This window comes from Kitasatospora sp. NPDC051702 (assembly GCF_040681575.1).
In the GTDB taxonomy this organism is placed as follows: Bacteria; Actinomycetota; Actinomycetes; order Streptomycetales; family Streptomycetaceae; genus Kitasatospora.
This window is the reverse complement of sequence record NZ_JBFAZB010000026.1, coordinates 98,728-117,267: the sequence shown is the minus strand read 5'-3', so window position 1 is coordinate 117,267 and position 18,540 is coordinate 98,728. Positions and strand designations below refer to the sequence as shown.

17 protein-coding genes are annotated in these 18,540 nt (G+C 73.4%); 3 read left to right on the top strand and 14 right to left on the bottom strand.

Annotated features, from left to right (window positions below):
* Positions 1-425: 425 nt before the first annotated feature.
* Positions 426-1,697 (bottom strand): tyrosine--tRNA ligase, encoded by a 1,272-nt coding sequence (gene tyrS / locus AB0N04_RS22215; RefSeq protein ID WP_360211898.1) that lies wholly within the window; start codon positions 1,695-1,697, stop codon positions 426-428.
* 294 nt (positions 1,698-1,991) lie between these two features.
* On the opposite strand from tyrS, the gene AB0N04_RS22210 reads away from it, so the two are divergent.
* Complete coding sequence (locus AB0N04_RS22210; RefSeq protein ID WP_360211886.1) at positions 1,992-2,534, top strand: HNH endonuclease; 543 nt, start codon at positions 1,992-1,994, stop codon at positions 2,532-2,534.
* A gap of 120 nt (positions 2,535-2,654) precedes the next feature.
* Here the strand turns inward: AB0N04_RS22210 and AB0N04_RS22205 are convergent, their stop codons facing one another.
* The 7 genes from AB0N04_RS22205 to AB0N04_RS22175 form a co-directional block, all read right to left on the bottom strand.
* On the bottom strand, positions 2,655-4,739 hold the full coding sequence (locus tag AB0N04_RS22205) for a PQQ-binding-like beta-propeller repeat protein (protein ID WP_360211884.1): 2,085 nt from the start codon (positions 4,737-4,739) through the stop codon (positions 2,655-2,657).
* 190 nt (positions 4,740-4,929) lie between these two features.
* Positions 4,930-5,235: a 4a-hydroxytetrahydrobiopterin dehydratase gene (locus tag AB0N04_RS22200; protein ID WP_360211882.1), complete on the bottom strand. Its 306-nt coding sequence runs from the start codon at positions 5,233-5,235 to the stop codon at positions 4,930-4,932.
* Between the two features lie 38 nt (positions 5,236-5,273).
* Complete coding sequence (locus tag AB0N04_RS22195; protein WP_360211880.1) at positions 5,274-5,453, bottom strand: DUF1272 domain-containing protein; 180 nt, start codon at positions 5,451-5,453, stop codon at positions 5,274-5,276.
* A gap of 66 nt (positions 5,454-5,519) precedes the next feature.
* Positions 5,520-6,278, bottom strand: coding sequence for a sulfite exporter TauE/SafE family protein (locus AB0N04_RS22190; RefSeq protein WP_360211878.1), 759 nt, complete (start codon positions 6,276-6,278; stop codon positions 5,520-5,522).
* 252 nt (positions 6,279-6,530) lie between these two features.
* Positions 6,531-7,583: an SPFH domain-containing protein gene (locus tag AB0N04_RS22185; protein ID WP_360211876.1), complete on the bottom strand. Its 1,053-nt coding sequence runs from the start codon at positions 7,581-7,583 to the stop codon at positions 6,531-6,533.
* A gap of 10 nt (positions 7,584-7,593) precedes the next feature.
* A complete protein-coding gene (locus tag AB0N04_RS22180) occupies positions 7,594-8,016 on the bottom strand; it encodes an NfeD family protein (RefSeq protein WP_360211874.1) in 423 nt (140 codons plus the stop codon).
* A 120-nt stretch (positions 8,017-8,136) separates the two neighbouring features.
* Positions 8,137-8,928 carry an ABC transporter ATP-binding protein gene (locus AB0N04_RS22175; protein WP_363365090.1) on the bottom strand — a complete coding sequence of 264 codons (792 nt, stop codon included), beginning with the start codon at positions 8,926-8,928 and terminating at the stop codon, positions 8,137-8,139.
* A 148-nt stretch (positions 8,929-9,076) separates the two neighbouring features.
* On the opposite strand from AB0N04_RS22175, the gene AB0N04_RS22170 reads away from it, so the two are divergent.
* Positions 9,077-9,880, top strand: coding sequence for a hypothetical protein (locus AB0N04_RS22170; RefSeq protein ID WP_360211870.1), 804 nt, complete (start codon positions 9,077-9,079; stop codon positions 9,878-9,880).
* 29 nt (positions 9,881-9,909) lie between these two features.
* Here the strand turns inward: AB0N04_RS22170 and AB0N04_RS22165 are convergent, their stop codons facing one another.
* The 3 genes from AB0N04_RS22165 to AB0N04_RS22155 all read right to left on the bottom strand — a co-directional run bounded on the left by AB0N04_RS22165 (position 9,910) and on the right by AB0N04_RS22155 (position 14,557).
* Positions 9,910-10,560 (bottom strand): response regulator transcription factor, encoded by a 651-nt coding sequence (locus AB0N04_RS22165; RefSeq protein WP_360211868.1) that lies wholly within the window; start codon positions 10,558-10,560, stop codon positions 9,910-9,912.
* Positions 10,553-11,650 carry a GAF domain-containing sensor histidine kinase gene (locus AB0N04_RS22160; protein WP_360211896.1) on the bottom strand — a complete coding sequence of 366 codons (1,098 nt, stop codon included), beginning with the start codon at positions 11,648-11,650 and terminating at the stop codon, positions 10,553-10,555. Before AB0N04_RS22160 ends, AB0N04_RS22165 begins: the two co-directional genes overlap by 8 nt.
* Before the next feature lie 330 nt (positions 11,651-11,980).
* The gene (locus tag AB0N04_RS22155) at positions 11,981-14,557 is read right to left on the bottom strand and encodes an FHA domain-containing protein (RefSeq protein WP_360211866.1); all 2,577 of its coding nucleotides are present in this window, start codon (positions 14,555-14,557) and stop codon (positions 11,981-11,983) included.
* A gap of 213 nt (positions 14,558-14,770) precedes the next feature.
* On the opposite strand from AB0N04_RS22155, the gene serB reads away from it, so the two are divergent.
* Positions 14,771-16,027 (top strand): phosphoserine phosphatase SerB, encoded by a 1,257-nt coding sequence (gene serB, locus AB0N04_RS22150; RefSeq protein WP_360211864.1) that lies wholly within the window; start codon positions 14,771-14,773, stop codon positions 16,025-16,027.
* Positions 16,028-16,133: 106 nt separating this feature from the next.
* Here the strand turns inward: serB and AB0N04_RS22145 are convergent, their stop codons facing one another.
* The 3 genes from AB0N04_RS22145 to AB0N04_RS22135 all read right to left on the bottom strand — a co-directional run bounded on the left by AB0N04_RS22145 (position 16,134) and on the right by AB0N04_RS22135 (position 18,495).
* Positions 16,134-16,661, bottom strand: coding sequence for a histidine phosphatase family protein (locus AB0N04_RS22145; protein ID WP_360211862.1), 528 nt, complete (start codon positions 16,659-16,661; stop codon positions 16,134-16,136).
* 145 nt (positions 16,662-16,806) lie between these two features.
* Positions 16,807-16,929 carry an SGM_5486 family transporter-associated protein gene (locus AB0N04_RS22140; RefSeq protein ID WP_360211860.1) on the bottom strand — a complete coding sequence of 41 codons (123 nt, stop codon included), beginning with the start codon at positions 16,927-16,929 and terminating at the stop codon, positions 16,807-16,809.
* Between the two features lie 279 nt (positions 16,930-17,208).
* Positions 17,209-18,495 (bottom strand): MFS transporter, encoded by a 1,287-nt coding sequence (locus tag AB0N04_RS22135; protein ID WP_360211858.1) that lies wholly within the window; start codon positions 18,493-18,495, stop codon positions 17,209-17,211.
* Positions 18,496-18,540 lie beyond the last annotated feature (45 nt).

The window sequence follows — 18,540 nt, the reverse complement described above, 5'->3', positions numbered from 1 at the left end:
GTTGACTTTTGGCACGCTGTTGAGTTCTCAAGGAACGGACACTTCCTTCGGTCTGCCTTCCAGCAGGCCCTCCGGGCGCTTCGTTCTTTCGTGTTCCCAGCTTATCAGACGCTTTCCGCTCCGTTTTCCGGAGTTTCATTCATCCGATTTTCCGAACTGGTCGGTGTCGCTTTCCGCGACGGCCTCCACATTAGCGCATTCCGGGTGTTACCCGAAATTCACGCTCACCGCGGTTGACGGGAACGCCAACAGACCCAAGTTAATGGGCGTCGAGGTGAGAGTGGGTCTTGCCGAGTGGTGTGGCCGCTTCAGCGACTCGTTCAACACTAGTCCACCTGCACGTCACCGTCAAACATCGAGGGCGGGATCCGGCTGGATCCCGCCCTCGATGTTCGAAGCCGCAGGTCAGCGGCGTCGCGTTTCGGTCAGACCGTGGCCGGCGCCAGCTCCGCCGCCGCCAGGTTGCGCTTGCCGCGGCGCAGCACGAGCCAGCGGCCGTGCAGCAGATCGGCCTCCGTCGGCACCGCCTCCTCGTCCGTCACCTTGACGTTGTTGAGGTAGGCACCGCCCTCCTTGACCGTCCGGCGGGCGGCCGAGCGGCTCGGCGCCAGGCCGACGGCGACCAACAGGTCGACCACCGGCTGGAGTTCGGACACCTCGGCCTTCGGGACCTCGGCCAAGGCGGCCGCCAGGGTCGGGGCCTCCAGGTCGGCGAGGTCGCCCTGGCCGAACAGCGCCTTGGACGCGGCGACGGCGCGCTCGTACTGCTCGGCGCCGTGGACGAGGGTGGTGAGCTCCTCGGCGAGGGCGCGCTGCGCGAGGCGGGCGGCGGGGCGCTCGGTGGTCTCGCGCTCGAGCTCCTCGATCTCCTCCTTCGAGCGGAAGCTGAAGATCCGCAGGAAGTTGGAGACGTCCCGGTCGTCCGCGTTCAGCCAGAACTGGTAGAAGGCGTACGGGGTGGTCAGCTCGGGGTCGAGCCAGACCGTGCCGGACTCGGTCTTGCCGAACTTGGTGCCGTCGGCCTTGACGATCAGCGGCGTGGCGAGCGCGTGGACGGACTTGCCGTCGGCCTTGCGGATCAGGTCCGTGCCGGCGGTCAGGTTGCCCCACTGGTCGCTGCCGCCGGTCTGCAGGCTGCAGCCGTAGCGGCGGTTCAGCTCCAGGTAGTCCATGCCCTGGAGGATCTGGTAGCTGAACTCGGTGTAGCTGATGCCCGCGTCGGAGTTGAGCCGTCGGGCGACGGCCTCCTTGGCGATCATGTTGTTGACGCGGAAGTACTTGCCCACGTCGCGCAGCAGGCTGATGGCGGACATCCCGGACGTCCAGTCCAGGTTGTTGACCATGCGCGCCGCGTAGGGGCCGTCGAAGTCGAGGAAGCGCGAGATCTGGGCGCGCAGGCGCTCGACCCAGCCGGCGACCGTCTCCGGGTCGTTCAGCACACGCTCGGCGGTGGGCTTCGGGTCGCCGATCAGGCCCGTGGCGCCGCCGACCAGGCCGAGCGGGAGGTTCCCCGCCTGCTGGATCCGGCGCATCGTGAGGATCTGCACCAGGTTGCCCAGGTGCAGGCTGGGGGCCGTCGGGTCGAAGCCGCAATAGAACGTGACCGGGCCGTCCGCGAACGCCTTGCGCAGTGCGTCCTCGTCGGTGGACAGGGCGATCAGCCCCCGCCACCGCAGCTCGTCGACGATGTCCGTCACGGTCACGCTTCTCCTTCGATCGGGCGCCCGCCCGGTGGTGGCCCCGGTTCCGTCGGGCCCCGGGTCGGTACGACTCCAGCGTGGTAGAGCCTACGCGGTCCGGGCCAGCGAGTTTTCGCCGAGGCGGCGTGCCGCGTTTCCCCGCCGGATCCCCGGCTCGCCTCCCCGATACCGGAAATTCCGTTGTTCGTCGGCTGGGGGCCCGTTCAGAGTGGCTTCACCGCCGTGCGGCGGCAGTGACGTGTGTGGAGACGGTCGTGCCGCCGTGGCACGCCCGCGGAAAGGGCGTGCCGAGTGCGCAACACGCTGGTTCTGAACGCGAGCTACGAGCCCCTGACGACGGTGTCGCTCCAGCGCGCCGTCGTCCTGGTGCTCCAGGACAAGGCGGTGGTGGAGCAGGCGCATCCGCTGCGCTCGATCCGGGGGACGGGAGTGACCGTCCCGGTGCCCCGGGTGATCAGACTGCAACGCTACGTCCGGGTGCCGTTCCGACAACAGGCCCCGTGGTCGCGGCGGGGTGTGCTGGCCCGGGACCAGCACCTGTGCGCCTACTGCGGTCGGCGGGCCACCACGGTGGACCACCTGCAGCCGCGGTCGCGCGGCGGCGAGGACAGCTGGCTGAACACGGTGGCCGCGTGCGCGGAGGACAACCAGCGCAAGGCGGACCGGACGCCGGAGCAGGCCGGGATGCGGCTGCTGCGCCGGCCGTTCGTGCCGACCCCGCAGGCCACCCTGATGCTCGCGCTCGGGCTGCGCGGCTCGGAGGCCAGGGAGCTGGCGGACTGGCTGCCGGAGGTACCGGCCCAGGCGGTCCCGTCGGCACTTCCGGCCGCCTGACCTGACGCCGGGCCGACCGGGGTCCGTCCGTCGGGGTCCTTCCGTCGGAGCCCGGTCGACGGACCTCGACGGGCCCCGACCGCCCCCGGCCCCGACCGGTCCGCCGACCCGGGCCGGCGGCTACCCCTTGGCCTGGTAGACCGCCGCCGTGCCGAAGTTGGCGGAGTGCTCGGGCACCACGGCCACCCGCCCGCCGCCGATCAGCACCCGCCCCGAGACCAGCAGCGAGCCGGTGCCGGGCGGGAAGTTGCCTCCGGTCGCCTCCTGGCCGCCGGCGAGCGGGAAGCGGTTGAGGTGGGCGGGCTGGTCGCGGCGCTCGTCGGCGGCGAGCACCAGCGAGCCGCCGTCCAGGCCGACGGCCCGGACGGTGCCCTTGGCCGCGGTCGGCGACTTCCAGCGCTGCTTGCCGGTGTCGAGGTCGTAGCCGACCGCCACGACCGGGCCGCCCCCGTTGGGCTGGACGAGCGTGGTGACCATCGTGCGGTCCTGGAAGAACACGTCGGGCGTGGCCGAGAACGTGCCGTGGGTGAGGTCCAGGCGGCCCCCGTCACCGACCACCGGTATCTCGGCGGCCGGGTCGCCGCCCGCTCCCCAGGCGAACACCCGGTCGTCCTCGGGCTTCCCGCCCGTGGTGAGGACGACGGGGGGTTCGGCGGAGAGGACGGTCACCGTCTTCGGCCGGTTGTTCAGGCCGCGCCACCAACCGACCTTGCCGTCCGCCGTGTTCAGCGCGACGGCCTGGTCGGCGGGGGTCGAGTCGGCGCACGAGGAGGCGATCAGCACGGTCTTGCCGCTGACGCCGCCGGACAGCGTGCAGAACTTGCCCTGCCCGGTGTACTGCCAGACGTCCTTGCCGTCCGCGGACTCCCAGGCGATCGCCCGGTCGTCGCCGACCGCGATCACCTTGTCCTCGGTGACGCCGATCCGGGCGACGTAGGCGCCCTTGGCGTCCGAGACGCTCTTCGTCCACGCGGTCCTGCCGGTCTTGGTGTCGACGGCGGCGACGAGCGTGCACGGGCTCTTCGGGTCGGCCTGCGGCCGGAACAGCACCGCCCCCAGGCCCTCCTTGTTCACTCCGGCCGACAGCCCGCACGGCACGGCCCCGGCCGCCGGCGGCTCGACCGACCAGACGGGCTTGCCCGCCGCGAGGTCGTAGGCGCGCACCCCGGCGGCGTCGGCGCGGACCACCGCGTCGGCCAGCAGCCAGCTGCCGACCAGTGTGTCGTCGGTCCCGGTCGGCCCGGCCGCGGCGGCGGGCTGGGCCGACCACGTCCTGGTGTGGGCGACGGCGAAGCCGGGCTCGCCACCGCTGTCGGCGGCCGCCGTGCCACCGCCCTCGGCACCGACCGTCAGAGCGGCCGCGACCAGCACGCCCAGCGCGGCCACCCCGGCGCCGGTGCGCACCAGCAGGGCCCGTCGGCTGGGCACGTGCTCGCCGGAGAGCACCGTGCCGGCGGCGGCCCTGGCCCGGGCGCCGAGCGAGGACCCGGCCGGCGCAGCCGCACCGCCGCGGCGGCCGGCGGCCCGCGGGGGTGCGACGGCTGCGGGCTCCGGGGTCGGCTCCCGGTCCCGGTCCGCGGGGTCCGCCGCAGCGGGCCCGGTCTCCGGCTCGGCCTCGTCGAGGTGCACGTACCCGTCGGCCGAGTACTCGGCCCCCGCCGGGACGTACAGCCCCTCCCCCGCGGGCTGTTGCCCCGGGTCCGGGTCCGGGTACGCCTGGTGCGGCTGGAACCGGTCCTGGAGGTGGCCGCCCTGGACGTACCCGGTCGCGCCGTACCCGGCGTCGCCGTGGTGCGGGCCCGCGCCGTAGGGCGCGGGGTCGGCGTACGGCGCGGTCTGCTGGTACCACTGGGCCTGGTCGTACTGGTGGGTCCGGTCGTCCTGCTGGGCCCCGCCGTACCGGGAGGCCTGGTCGTACGGGAGGGCCTGGTCGAGGTGGGCGGGCTGCTCGCCGTACTGCGGCACCTGCCCGTAGCCCGCACTCGTCGGCCACTGCTCCTGCTGCCACTGCTCCTGCGGCCAGTACTCCTGCGACCCGGACGGCGACTGCCCGAACTGCGGCTGCCCGGACGCCGCCTCTCCGGACAGCGGCTGCCCGAACGGCGCGGCCTGCGGAGGCTGCTGGTACCCACCGCCCGTCCAGGCCTGCTGCGGTTGGGGGTGCCACGGCTGCTGGTGGGCGTCTCCGAAGGGCTCCTGCGCCATCCGTTCCCGTCCCTCCGCGCCGCCGGCCAATGCGGCAGTCAGCATCTCACGCCCGCCGGAACACGCCCCTCCGCCCTCCCCCGGTGGTCCCGCAGGCCTGCCGCAGGCCTCCCTGGAGCCTCCCGCAGGCCTGCGTCGAACCAGCCTCGGACCGGCGTCGGACCGGCGTCGAACCAGCCTCGGACCGGTGTCAGACCGCCGATTCGGCCCGCAGGGCCTCGTCGATCCGGGCGGCCAGGTCGACGTCCAGGGCGGTGAGCCCGCCGGCGCTGTGGGTGGAGAGGACGAAGCGCAGGGTGCGCCAGCGGATGTCGACGTCCGGGTGGTGGCCGAGCGCCTCGGCCTGTTCCGCGACGGCGACGACGACCCTGATCGCCGCCGGGAAGTCGGGGGCATCGGCCGTGCGGGCGATGGCGTCGCCCTCCCGGGCCCAGTGCGGCAGCGCCGCCAGGGCCCCGGTGATCTCGTCCTCGCTCAGCCGTGCTCTGTTGCTCATCGAAGCGCTCCCGTTCGTCGTCGGGTCCAGGTGCGGGGTCAGGCGGCCCTCCGCCGCGGACGGGCCACCAGCTCGCCGCCGCAGTTGGGGCAGCCACCGGCCATGGCCTCGGTGCAGTCCGGGCAGAAGGTGCACTCGAAGGAACATATCGAGGCGGGGCCGTCGGCGGTCAGCGACACCGCGCAGCGCTCGCAGGTCTCGCGCATCTCCAGGGCCACGGGGGTACTCCTCGGGAGTCGGGGGCCGGCGGGACGGCCCCGCGGCCGGGGCGTTCTGACGGCCGGTCAGGCCAGCAGCAGCTTGGTGACGGCGGCGAGGCCGACCACCACGATGACCGCGCGCAGCACGGACGGCGGCAGGCGGCGGCCGACCTTGGCGCCGGCCAGTCCGCCGACCAGCGAGCCCACCGCGATCAGCCCGGCGGCGGCCCAGTTCACGGTCGAGGTGAAGAGGAAGAACAACGCGGCGACGGCGTTGACGATCATCGCCAGCGCGTTCTTCACGCCGTTGATCCGCTGCAGGTCCTCCTGGAGCAGCATGCCCATCAGCGCCATCAGCAGGACGCCCTGCGCAGCGCCGAAGTAGCCGCCGTAGATGCCGGTGAGGAAGACGCCGAAGAGCAGGACCGGGCCGCCGTCCGGGTCGCCGCCGGGGCGGCGGCGGGCGGCGACGGCCTTGGCGACCCGGGGCTGGACGACCACCAGGACGAGGGCGAGCAGGATCAGCACCGGGACGATGGCGTCGAAGGCGGCGCTGGGCAGCTTGGTCAGCAGCAGCGCGCCGAGCAGTCCGCCGAGCAGCGAGGCGCTGCCCAGGCGCAGCAGCCGGCGGCCCTGGCCGACCAGTTCGCGCCGGTAGCCGATCACGCCGCTGAGCGAACCGGGCACCAACCCGAAGGAGTTGGAGACGTTGGCGGTGACCGGCGGGATGCCGACGGCGAGCAGCACCGGGAAGGTGATCAGGGTGCCGGAGCCGACGATCACGTTGATCATCCCCGCGCCGACGCCCGCCACCAGGACGGCGACGGCCTCCCAGAGCGTCATGGGTCACCTCTCCTCTCGGTCCTGTCCGAACGGATCATGCCGGACGGCCCACCGGCCGGACCAGAGCCGCCCACGATTCGGGACGCACGCCACACCGCGGCCCGGGCGCCCACCGGGCCGGCTCCCCCGGACCGGCCGCGCCCGCGTGGCGGGGCACCGCCGCCCGCGCGTGGCGGTGCCCCACCGCCCGCGCAACGACGGGGGCCCGCCGCCACCTGGCGACGGGCCCCGGGAGCGGGACGGCTCAGCCGGTCACTCCGGGTCGATCTTGCGGTACTCGCGCGCCGGGTCCACCCGGGGACGGGCGGCGCCCTTCTCGGTGTCCACCGGGCGCGGGCCGGAGGCCGGGTCGATCGGCACCTGGGTGGAGGCGGGCGCCACCGGCGGGACGGTCGGGGCGGCGACCGCGCCACCGTTCACCGCGCCGCCGTTGCCGGTCATGCCGGTGAACGCGCCGCCGAGGCCCTTCAGCGCGTCGCCGACCTCGCTCGGGATGATCCAGAGCTTGTTGGAGTCGCCCTTGGCCAGCTCGGGCAGGGTCTGCAGGTACTGGTAGGCGAGCAGCTTCTGGTCGGCGTCGCCGTCGTGGATGGCCTCGAAGACCGTCCGGATCGCGGCCGCCTCACCGTCGGCGCGCAGCACCGCGGCCTGCGCCTCACCCTCGGCCTTGAGCACCTCGGCCTGCTTCTCACCCTCGGCCTTGAGGATCTGCGCCTGGCGCTGGCCCTCGGCGGTGAGGATCGCGGCGCGCTTGTCACGGTCGGCGCGCATCTGCTTCTCCATCGAGTCCTGGATGGAGGTCGGCGGCTCGATGGCCTTCAGCTCGACGCGGTTGACGCGGATGCCCCACTTGCCGGTGGCCTCGTCCAGGACGCCTCGCAGGCCCGCGTTGATGACCTCGCGCGAGGTCAGTGTGGACTCGAGGTCCATCGAGCCGATGATGTTGCGCAGCGTGGTGACGGTCAGCTGCTCGATGGCCTGGATGTAGCTGGCGACCTCGTAGGTGGCCGCGCGGGGGTCGGTGACCTGGTAGTAGATCACCGTGTCGATGTTGACGACCAGGTTGTCCTGGGTGATCACCGGCTGCGGGGGGAACGGCACGACCTGTTCGCGCAGGTCGATGCGGTTGCGGACCCTGTCGATGAACGGGACGACGATGTTCAGCCCCGCGTTGAGCGTCCGGGTGTAGCGGCCGAAGCGCTCCACGATCGCGGCGCTGGCCTGCGGGATGACCTGGATCGTCTTGATCAGCGCGATGAAGGCCACCACGACCAGGACGACCAAAACGATAAGGACGGGTTCCACGGACTCTCCCCTAGACGACCAGGGCGGTCGCGCCCTGGATTTCGACGACGTCGACCTGCTGCCCCGGTTGGTACACGCTGTCCGGGTGGAGCGCGCGGGCCGACCAGATCTCGCCGTTGAGCTTGATCCGGCCGCCCTCCCCGTCGACGGTTTCCGCGACGACCGCGGTGGCGCCCTGGAGCGCCTCGATGCCCATCTTCACGTGCGGGCCCCGGCGCAGCTGCCGGTACGCGATCGGGCGCACCACCACCAGCATCGCGACCGAGACCCCGACGAAGGCCAGGGTCTGCCAGACCACTCCCGCACCCAGCCCGGCCACGCCGGCGGCGGCCGCCGCACCGACCGCGAACATGGCGAACTCCGGCATCGCGGTCAGCACCAGCGGTATGCCGAGCCCGACGGCGGCCAGGAGCCACCAGATCCAGCTGTCCACGCGTCCATCCTAGGGAGCGAAGGGTCTTCCAGGCGGACAGTTCCCGCAGGTCGAGGGGCGGAAACCGGTCGCACGTGCGACCGGTCTCCGCGGTCTCCCGGCGGCGTCGCGGACGGCGGGTCAGCCCAGCGGCAGGCCCTGCGCCGACCAGCGGTCCCCGTGGCGCTCCAGGGTGAGCGGCAGGCCGAAGCACTTGGAGAGGTTGCGGGCGGTCAGCTCGGTGTCGATCGGGCCGGCGGTGAGCACCTTGCCCTGCCGGATCATCAGGACGTGGGTGAAGCCCGGCGCGATCTCCTCCACGTGGTGGGTGACCATCGCCATGGCGGGCGCGAACTCGTCCTGGGCGAGCGCGCCGAGCCGGCGGACCAGGTCCTCGCGGCCGCCGAGGTCCAGGCCGGCCGCGGGCTCGTCGAGCAGCAGCAGCTCGGGGTCGGTCATCAGGGCGCGGGCGATCAGGGTGCGCTTGCGCTCGCCCTCGGAGAGGGTGCCGAACTTGCGGCCGGTCAGGCCCGCCATGCCGAGGCGGTCGAGCAGCGCGAGGGCGCGGGACTCGTCGGACTGCTCGTAGGTCTCCTGCCAGCTGACGGTCATGCCGTAGGCGGCGGTGAGCACGGTCTGCAGCACGGTCTGCTCGGCCGGCAGCTTGTCGAACATGGCGGCGCCGGCCAGCCCGATCCGCGAGCGCAGCTCGAAGACGTCGGCCTCGCCCAGCTTCTCGCCCAGCACGGACACCTTGCCCGCGGTCGGGAACAGGTAGGTGGCGGCGATCTGCAGCAGCGTGGTCTTGCCGGCGCCGTTGGGGCCGAGGATGACCCAGCGCTCCCCCTCGGAGATGGACCACGAGACCTGGTCGACCAGCGCGCGCCCCTCCCGGACCACGGATACGTCCACCAGCTCCAGCACGTCGCTCATGCCTACGCCTTCCCCAATACAAGAATTTCGGCCGTCGGTGCGGGCGGCGAGCCTACTCCGGCAGCCGGTGGGCACGGGGTGGGTGCGCCGCACACGCATGGGCAAACCTACGCCACGCGGATGACCGCCGATTCCGTAGGCTGGCCGGATGCTCGTGACTCCTGCCGACAATCCGTACGAAGAACCCCGTTCGGGGCGGCTGACCGCCTGGGGCAACGCCCTGCTGGCCGGTCTGGTGCCGCCCGACGACGCCGCCGCGGCCGTGCTGGGCGACGACGAGAGCCATCGGGTCACCGGTCTGCCCGGGGACGGACCGGGCGAGCTGCACGGCCTCACCTGGGCCCTGGGGCGGCTGCGGGTCCTCGGCGTGAAGGGCCTGCGGCTGGCCCTGCCGTCCGCCGGGCACCCGCTGGGGCTGACCGGCCCGGCGCCGTTCAACGAGCGCGCCATGGGCGCGGGCGAAGCGGTGCTGGCGGTGGGGGTGCCGCTCGGCCTGGTCCCGGAGGTGGAGGTGTTCGGCCCCGCCGGTGACCGTTCGGCCACCGTCCTGTGGCGCTGCACCGAGGTCGAGGACGCCCCGCCGGCCGACGTGCCCTCGCTGCACGAGGCCGAGCGGGAGCTGGTGGACGGTCTGCGCGAGGCGACGCTGCTGCTGACCCGGCTGGACGTGGCGGGCGCGGGCCCGGAGGCGCTGCGGGCCCTGGAGGCCCACCGGCGGCGCGGGCACGTCGAGCTGCTGGCGCCCGGCTACCCGCCGCGGGCCGTGCGGGTGCTGGAGTCGGCCCGGCAGGTGTCGGCGCTGCTGGCGATCGCCGCGGGCGGGCACGGCGCGGCCGTGAGCGCCTCCGAGATGGCCGCGCGCGGGGCGGTGCTGGCGCCGCTGCGCCGCACCGCCCGGCGGGCCCAGGTGGCCGCCTACAACGCGTTGGTGGACGAGCGCGAGGCGCGCTGACCGCCCGGGGCCGGCGCGGGACTCGGACGCTAGCGGGCCTCGCCGTTGCGGACGGCCCACAGCGCCGCCTGGGTGCGGTCCGCGAGGTCCAGCTTCATCAGGATGTTGGAGACGTGGGTCTTCACCGTCTTCTCCGACAGGTGCAGGCTGCGCGCGATCTCCCGGTTGGAGCGGCCGTCGGCGATGTGGCCGAGGACCTCGCGCTCGCGCTCGGTGAGGGTGCCGCCGCGGCCCTGCGGGGCCCGCGGCCCCTCGTCGGCGAGCAGTGCCTCGGCCAGTTCCGGCTGGAGCAGGACGTGGCCAGCGTGCACCGAGCGGATCGCACCGGCCAGCGCCTCGGGGTCGACGTCCTTGTAGACGTACCCGGCGGCGCCGGCCCGCAGTGCCGGGACCATGGTGCGGTGCTCGGTGAAACTGGTGACGATCAGGATCCGGGCCCGACTGCCCTCGCCCTTGAGCGTGCGCAGCGCCTCGATGCCGTCGACGCCGGGCATCTTGAGGTCCATCAGCACGACGTCGGGGTCGAGTTCGCGGGCGCGGTCGACGCCCTCCGCGCCGTCGGCGGCCTCGCCGACCACCTCGATGTCGTCCTGGACCTCCAGGAAGGTGCGCAGGCCGCGGCGGACCACCTGGTGGTCGTCGACCAGCAGGACACGGATCGACGCAGCGCTGTCAGGCACCGGGGACCTCCATCTCGACGAGCGTCCCCCGACCGGGGGCGGAATCCAGCATGAGCGTGCCGCCGACGGCGGCCGCGCGGTCGCGCATCGAGGCGAGGCCGAGGTGGCGGCCGGCCCGGCGGACGGACTCGGGGTCGAAGCCCCGCCCGTCGTCGCGCACCCGCAGGACGGCGCCGCGCCCCGGGGTGCCGGCCAGGGTGACGGTGACCCGGCCGGCGCCGGAGTGGCGCAGCGCGTTGTGCAGCGCCTCCTGGGCGACCCGCAGCAGTGCGGCCTCCTGGGCGGGCGGCAGGGCGCGGACGCCGTCGGCGGCGAAGGCGACGTCGGCGGTGTGGGCCCGGTCGAGGACCTGCACCTGGGAGGCGAGGGTGGCGCTCAGCCCGTCCTCCTCGAGGGCGGCCGGGCGCAGTTCGACGACGACGGCGCGCAGTTCGTCGGCGGCCTCGGCGGCCAGCCGGGCCACCTCGGCGAGTTCGGCGCGGGCCCGGGCCGGGTCGCGGTCGACGAGGGTGGCGGCGGCCTTGGCGGTGAGCCGCAGCGAGAAGAGCTTCTGCGAGACGGCGTCGTGCAGGTCGTGGGCGATCCGGGCGCGCTCGCCGGCGAGGGTGAGTTCGCGGCTGCGCTCGTAGAGGCGGGCGTTGGACAGGGCGAGGGCGGCGTGCGCGGCGAGGATCCGCAGCAGTTCCTCGTCGTGGTCGGTGAACAGGCCGCCGCCGCGCTTGTTGGCGAGGAAGACGACACCGATGACCTGGGGTTCGTCATCGGCGGCCTCGGCGTCGAGGATCGGCATGCCGAGGAAGGCGTCCATCTCGGGGTGGGCGGCGGGCCAGCCGCCGAAGGCGGGTGCCCGGCGGACGTCGGCGAGCCGGGTGGAGCCGGTCTCGTGCAGCATCTTGGCGAGCACGCCGTGCTGGCGGGGCAGCGGGCCGATCGCCCGCCACTGCTCGTCGGTGACGCCGTCGACGACGAACTGGGCGAAGCCGCCGTGGTCGTCGGGCACTCCGAGGGCGGCGTACTCGGCGCCGAGGAGGTCGCGGGCGGAGGCGGTGATGCGGCGCAGCACCTCGCGGACCTCCAGGTGCCGGCTCATCGCGAGCAGCGCCTGGCTGACCTCCTCGATGCCGGCCAGGCAGGGGTCGCAGGCGGGCACGGGGCCGGCCGGGCTCCGCTGGTCACTGGGCGTGCTGGGCATGACGCCAAACTACCGCCGTCGCGGGGGCGGCCGCGTCCGTCCACGGCCGCGCGGGACGCAGGTCCCGGGACCTAGGTCGTCGGGCCCGGGCCGGGCGGCGGGGGCGACGGGCGACCGGGGGCGACGGGGGCTGCCGGGCCCGGGCCGGGCGGGGCCCGCCCCGGGAACGCCGGAGGGCGGCCCTCCCCGGGTGGGAGGGCCGCCCTCTGCTGGCCGGGCTGGCGGGGCTCAGCCCTTCTGCATGACCTCGGGCTCGTGGCGGCGCTGGAGCCTGGTGACGACGACGCCGATGACGATCGAGATGACCACCAGGGCGCCCGCGTCGATCGCCCACTGGGCGACGCTGTGCGTCCAGAGCGGGTCGTACTCGGGGTTCTGGAAGTCCTTGTTCCAGGGGCCCATGAGCTTCGACAGGTCGAGCGTGGTGGACACGATGCCGGTGCCCCAGCGGGCCGGCATCAGCCAGGCGACCTGCTCCAGGCCGGGCTTGCTGAAGATCTGGAACAGGCAGCCGGTGAAGACGACCTGGACGATGGCGAACATGACCAGCAGCGGCATGGTCTTCTCGGCGGTCTTCACCAGCGCGGAGATCATCAGACCGAACATCATCGCGGCGAAGCTGAGCAGGATCATGCCGATGGTCATCTCGATCAGCGGCACGTCCTTGACGATCAGGCCGTGCTCGGGCAGCTTGCGCGGCAGGAAGCCGACGGCGGAGATGATGGCGCCCTGGATCACGCTGAAGATGCCCAGCACGATGATCTTGGACATCATGTACGCCGACCGGGAGAGCCCGGTGGCCCGTTCCCGTTCGTAGATCGCCCGTTCCTTGATCAGCTCACGGACCGAGTTGGCCGCGCCGGAGAAGCAGGCGCCGATCGCCAGGATCAGCATGATCGTCGCGGCCCCGCTGTTGAGGTGGAGCTGCGTCTTCGGGTTGGGGGCGAGCCCCGGTTCGTTCGGGATCAGCACGCTGACCGCGCCGATGACCGCGGGCAGCAGCACCGACAGGGCCAGGAACCCCCGGTCGGAGGCGAGCACCGACATGTAGCGGCGCATCAGCGTCCACAGCTGCGAGCCCCAGCTCTGCGGCTTCGGCGGGCGGACGGCCTCCTGCGCGACCTGGGCGTGCTGCACCTCGCCGGACTCCACGTCGGGGGCGGAGTACTGCTGGTAGTGCACCGAACCGCGGTAGCGGCCGGCCCAGTCGTGGTCCGGGTAGTTCTCGAAGGCCTGGAAGACGTCGGCCCAGGTCTCGTACCCGAAGAAGTGCAGCGCCTCGTCCGGCGGCCCGAAGTAGGCCACCGAGCCGCCCGGCGCCATGACCAGCAGGCGGTCGCAGAGCGCGAGTTCGGCCACCGAGTGGGTGACGACCAGGATGGTGCGCCCGTCGTCGGCGAGGCCGCGCAGCATCTGCATGACCTCGCGGTCCATGCCCGGGTCGAGGCCCGAGGTGGGCTCGTCCAGGAAGATCAGCGACGGCTTGGTGAGCAGTTCGAGGGCGACCGAGACGCGCTTCTGCTGGCCGCCGGAGAGCGCGGTGATCTTGTTGTCGGCGCGCTTGTCCAGGCGCAGCTCGTAGAGCACCTCGTCGATCCGGGCCTCGCGCTCGCGGGCCTCGGTGTCGCCGGGGAAGCGCAGCCGGGCCGCGTACTTGAGGCCGGTGCGGACGGTGAGCTCCTTGTGCAGGATCTCGGACTGCGGCACCAGGCCGATCCGCGAGCGGAGTTCGGCGAACTGCTTGTAGAGGTTGCGCCCGTCGTACAGCACGTCGCCGCGGTCGGCCGGGCGGTAACCGGTGAGGGCGCGCAGCAGGGTCGACTTTCCGGAGCCGGAGGGGCCGATGACGGCGACCAGGGACTTCTCCGGGACGCCGAAGCTGACGTCGTTGAGCAGGATCTTCTTGGCGCCCTTGTGCTCGACCTCGACGGTCAGGTGGCGGGCGGAGAAGGAGACCGCACCGGTGTCGACGAACTCCTGCAGCTGGTCGCCGACCAGGACGAAGCTGGAGTGGCCGACGGTCAGCCGGTCCTGCGGGCCCATCAGCTGGCGCTGGACCCGCTGGCCGTTGAGGAAGATGCCGTTGTGGCTGCCGAGGTCGACGATCTCGTAGCGGCCGTCGGGCAGCTGATGCAGTTCGGCGTGGTGGCGGGAGACCTGGAGGTCGGAGACCACGATGTCGTTGTCGAGCGCACGACCGATCCGGACGGTGCGCATGGCCGACGTCAGGTTGCGGATCATCGTCGGCTGCGGACCGCCGCCGCCGCCGTGCTGCGGCGCCGACGGGAAGGCCTGCTGCTGCGGGAAACCGCCCTGCTGGGGCGGGAGGCCGCCCTGCTGCTGCGGGAACGGCTGCTGCTGGCCCGCCCACCCCTGCTGCGGCTCGGGCTGCGGGGCGTACGGGGCCTGCGGCGACCAACCCTGCTGCGGGGCCGGCGGCTGCGGCGTCGGGGTGGCGCTGCGGCTGGTGGCGGCCTCGTGCCAGGCGGGGGCCTGCGGGGCGGCGGCCTGGGCGGGCGCGGAGAAGCCGAGCCGGGGGCCGTTCTCCGGGTTGCCGAGGTTGACGGCGGCACCGGGGAACAGCTGGGCCTGCATCGTGCGGGCACCGGCGACGTAGGTGCCGTTGGTGCTGCCGTGGTCGTCCAGCTGCCAACCGCTGCCGTTGAAGGTGATGGTCCCGTGGTGCCAGGAGACCCTGGCGTCGTCGAACGGGAAGTCCGACTGCGGGTTGCGCCCGATGGTGTAGGACCGCCCGGGCTCCAGAGTCCGCTGCTGTCCGTTGATCTCAATGACGAGTTGCGGCACTGCTCGCCTGCCCCGCTCTCTCGGTCCCCCGAATTGTGGCCCCCGACCAGGGGTGCGATGTTCCTGAAACTGACGGGGGGAATCATTCCAGCCCGCCGACCGCCAATAAAAGTCACCCCGGGTGACTGTGACCAGGCTGCTACCCGGGCGCGCGTCCGCGACGTGGGACGGGTGCTCTGGGGCCCGCGGCCGACGGGTAGCGTGGGAGGCACCATGAACGCATCGCCCCTGGCCGCTGAGCCCCTCCCCGCCGCCCAGCCCCGGACCGCGGACGAGCGCACCCTGCTCGTCAAGGTGTTCGGCAAGGACCGCCCCGGCATCACCGCCGGCCTCTTCGCCACCCTGGCCGGCTTCGGCGTCGACGTGATCGACATCGAACAGGTCGTGACCCGTGGCCGCATCACCCTGTGCGCCCTGGTCACCCCGCCCACCGCCCCCGGCGCCGAGGGCGGTCTGCGGGCCACCGTGCACCGCTGGGCCGAGGAGCAGAAGCTCCAGGCCGAGATCCTCTCCGGCATCGGCGACAACCGGCCGCGCCGCGAGGGCCGTTCGCACGTCACCGTGCTCGGCAACCCGCTGACCTCCGCCGCGGTCTCCGCGCTCACCTCGCGGATCACCGCCGCCGGCGGCAACATCGACCGCGTCTTCCGGCTCGCCAAGTACCCGGTGACGGCGGTCGAGCTCGCCGTGTCCGGCGTGGCCACCGACGAGCTGCGGGCCGAGCTCGCCCAGGAGGCGGCCGCCCAGCGGGTGGACGTCGCGGTGGTCGCGGCCGGGCTGGAGCGCCGGGCCAAGCGCCTGGTGGTGATGGACGTCGACTCCACGCTGATCCAGGACGAGGTGATCGAGCTGTTCGCGGCCCACGCGGGCTGCGAGGAGGAGGTCGCCGGGGTGACCGCGGCCGCGATGCGCGGGGAGCTGGACTTCGCCGAGTCGCTGCGGGCCCGGGTGGCGCTGCTGGCCGGCCTGGACGCCTCGGTGACCGAGAAGGTGCGCGCGGAGGTCCGCTTCACGCCGGGCGCCCGCACCCTGATCCGCACGCTGCAGCGACTGGGCTTCCAGGTCGCGGTGGTCTCCGGCGGGTTCACCCAGGTCACCGACCACCTGGTGGAGCAGCTGGGGCTGGACTTCGCGGCCGCCAACACCCTGGAGGTGGTGGACGGGAAGTTCACCGGCCGGGTGGTCGGCGAGATCGTGGACCGCGCCGGCAAGGCCCGCTGGCTGGCCCGGTTCGCCGAGCAGGCCAAGGTGCCGCTGGAGCAGACGGTGGCGATCGGCGACGGCGCCAACGACCTGGACATGCTGAACGCGGCCGGGCTCGGCGTGGCGTTCAACGCCAAGCCGGTGGTGCGCGAGGCCGCCGACACCGCGGTGAACGTGCCGTTCCTGGACACCGTGCTGTACCTGCTGGGCATCACCCGCGAGGAGGTCGAGGCGGCCGACGCGCTCGACGGTACCCCGACCGAGTAGGGCCCGAGGACGTACGAGAGGGGCGCGCGGACTGGTCCGCGCGCCCCACTCCCGTGCCCGGCCAGGCCGGCCCGCCGCGCTCCGGCGGGGGCCGCTCCGGCGGATCTCAGTCCTGCGGCGTGTGGTACGCGACGAGCGCGGCGGCGCCCGGCTCGACGCCCTTCCAGGACCCGTTGAAGTCGAGCACCGCGATCGCCGCCGTCGGGAAGCCCCCGAGGCGCAGCCGCTCCAGCGCGTCCCGGTCGCCCTCGTCCCCGGCCAGCACCTGGGTCAGGCCCAGCACGCCGGGGTTGTGCCCGACCAGCACCACGTCCGAGTACTCCTCCGGGGTCTCCTGGAGGACGGCGATGATCTCGCCCGGGCTGGCCTCGTAGATCCGGTCCTCGTACACCGTCTTGCGGGCCCGCTTGGGCAGCTCGTGCGCCGCCAGCTTCCAGGTCTCGCGGGTGCGCAGCGCCGTGGAGCAGAGCACGTAGTCGGGGTTGATGCCGGAGTCGGACAGCCAGCGGCCGGCGTCCGGGGCCTGGTGACGGCCCCGGTCGGCCAGCGGCCGCTCGTGGTCGTCCACGCCGTTGGGCCAGTCGGCCTTGGCGTGGCGGAGAACGATGATCCTGCGGGGCGTGTCGGCGCTCATACCCAGCAAGCTTGGCAGAAAAGCCGCTCGGCGGCGCGACGCTCCCGGCCGCCGCCACTCCCAGGCGTGGCGGGTGCCGTCACGCGCCGTTCACCGCCGGGTCACCCCGGGTACGGCGGCGGGCGGGCTCCGACGGGCGGGCGGGTCAGCCCATGGACGAGGCGACGGAGGCGATGACCGCCACCAGCACCACGACGCCGGCGATCGCGAGGGCGAGGCGGCCGAGCTGCTTGCGGCCGTCGGTGGGGTTGGGATCGAGAACGGGCATGTCCGGAATTCTCCCACCCCGAACGCGCCCGCCCGGCACCGGCCCCTCGATCCGGGGCAGCCGTTGGCCCGCGCTTGGCCGGACCTTGACCGACGCGGCCGGACCCGCACCCGGACGGGGCGGGGTCCGGCCCCGCCCCGCGCGGTCGGACCCCGCCGAGCGGTCAGGCCTTGACCCGAGCGGTCGGACCCCGCCGAGCGGTCAGGCCTTGACCCGAGCGGTCGGACCCCGCCGAGCGGTCAGGCCTTGACCCGAGCGGTCAGGCCTTGACCCGAGCGGTCAGGCCCTGACCCGCTCCGCGGGGTGGACCGCCTCGTCCTCGATGTGCCGGGCCCTCGCGGCCCGGAGCCCGAACAGCATCTGCGGCACCAGCAGCAGCGCCAGGAAGCCCAGCGGCAGGTACCACTCGCCGGTGAGGCCGTAGATCCGACCGATCAGAATCGGGCCGGGGACGGCGATCAGGTAGCCGACGCCCTGGGCGAAGGCGGACAGCTGCGCGACCCCGCCCGCGGTCCGGGCGCGCAGTCCGATCATGGTCAGCACCAGCGGGAAGGCGCAGTTGGACAGGCCCACCAGGACCGCCCAGACCCAGGGGGCACCGGCCGGGGCCAGCGCCAGCCCGGCGTAACCGGCGATGCCGAAGGCCGCCAGCACGACGACGAAGAGCCGCTGGTCGCGGCGGCGGGCGGCCAGGTTGGGCAGCACGAAGGAGACCGGCACGCCGATCACCATGGTCACGGCGAGCAGCACCCCCGAGGTGCCCTCGTCGACCCCGGCGTCCTGGAAGATCTTCGGCAGCCAGCCCATCACCACGTAGGCGCCGGTGGCCTGGAGGCCGAAGAAGCAGGCCATCGCCCAGGCCGTCCGGCTGCGGGTGATCGGCAGCCTGGCGGGCACGGCGGGCGGGCCGTCGGCGCGTTCGCGCCGCTCGCGGTTGGCGCGCAGCACCGGCAGCCAGAGCAGCAGGGCAAGGGCGCCGAGGCCGGCCCAGACGCCCAGGCCGACGCGCCAGTCGCCGCCGAGCGCGCTGGTCATCGGCACGGTGACGGCGGCGGCCAGCGAGGTGCCGGCCGACAGCGACATCGAGTAGAGGCCGATCATCGGCCCGACCTTCTCCGGGAAGTAGCGCTTGATCACCACCGGGATCAGCACGTTGGAGACGGCCACACCGGCCAGCGCGAGCGCGGTCAGCAGCAGGAACACCGCGGTGCCGCCGGCGAAGGAGCGGGCCAGCACGCCCGCGGTGATCGCACCCATGCCCGCGGTGATCACCGCGATCGGGCCGATCCGCCGGGCCATCGAGGGCGCGGCGAAGCCGAACAGCCCGAAGCAGAGCGAGGGGACGGCGGTGAGCAGCCCGGCGAGAGTGGGGTTCATCCCGAGCTCGGAGCGGACCGGGTCCATCAGCGGCCCGAGGCTGGTGACCACGGGGCGCAGGTTGAAGGCGGCGGCGGCGATCGCGACGGCGAACAGCACACCCAGGTAGCGGGAGGGGTGGGAGGGCCGCTCGGTCTGCGGCCGGGCCTCGGTTCGTGGGGAGGCGGCGGTGTCTGCTGCGGGAGGCATGGCGCCATCATAGAATGATGGGATGAATTGATGCACCTCGGACTT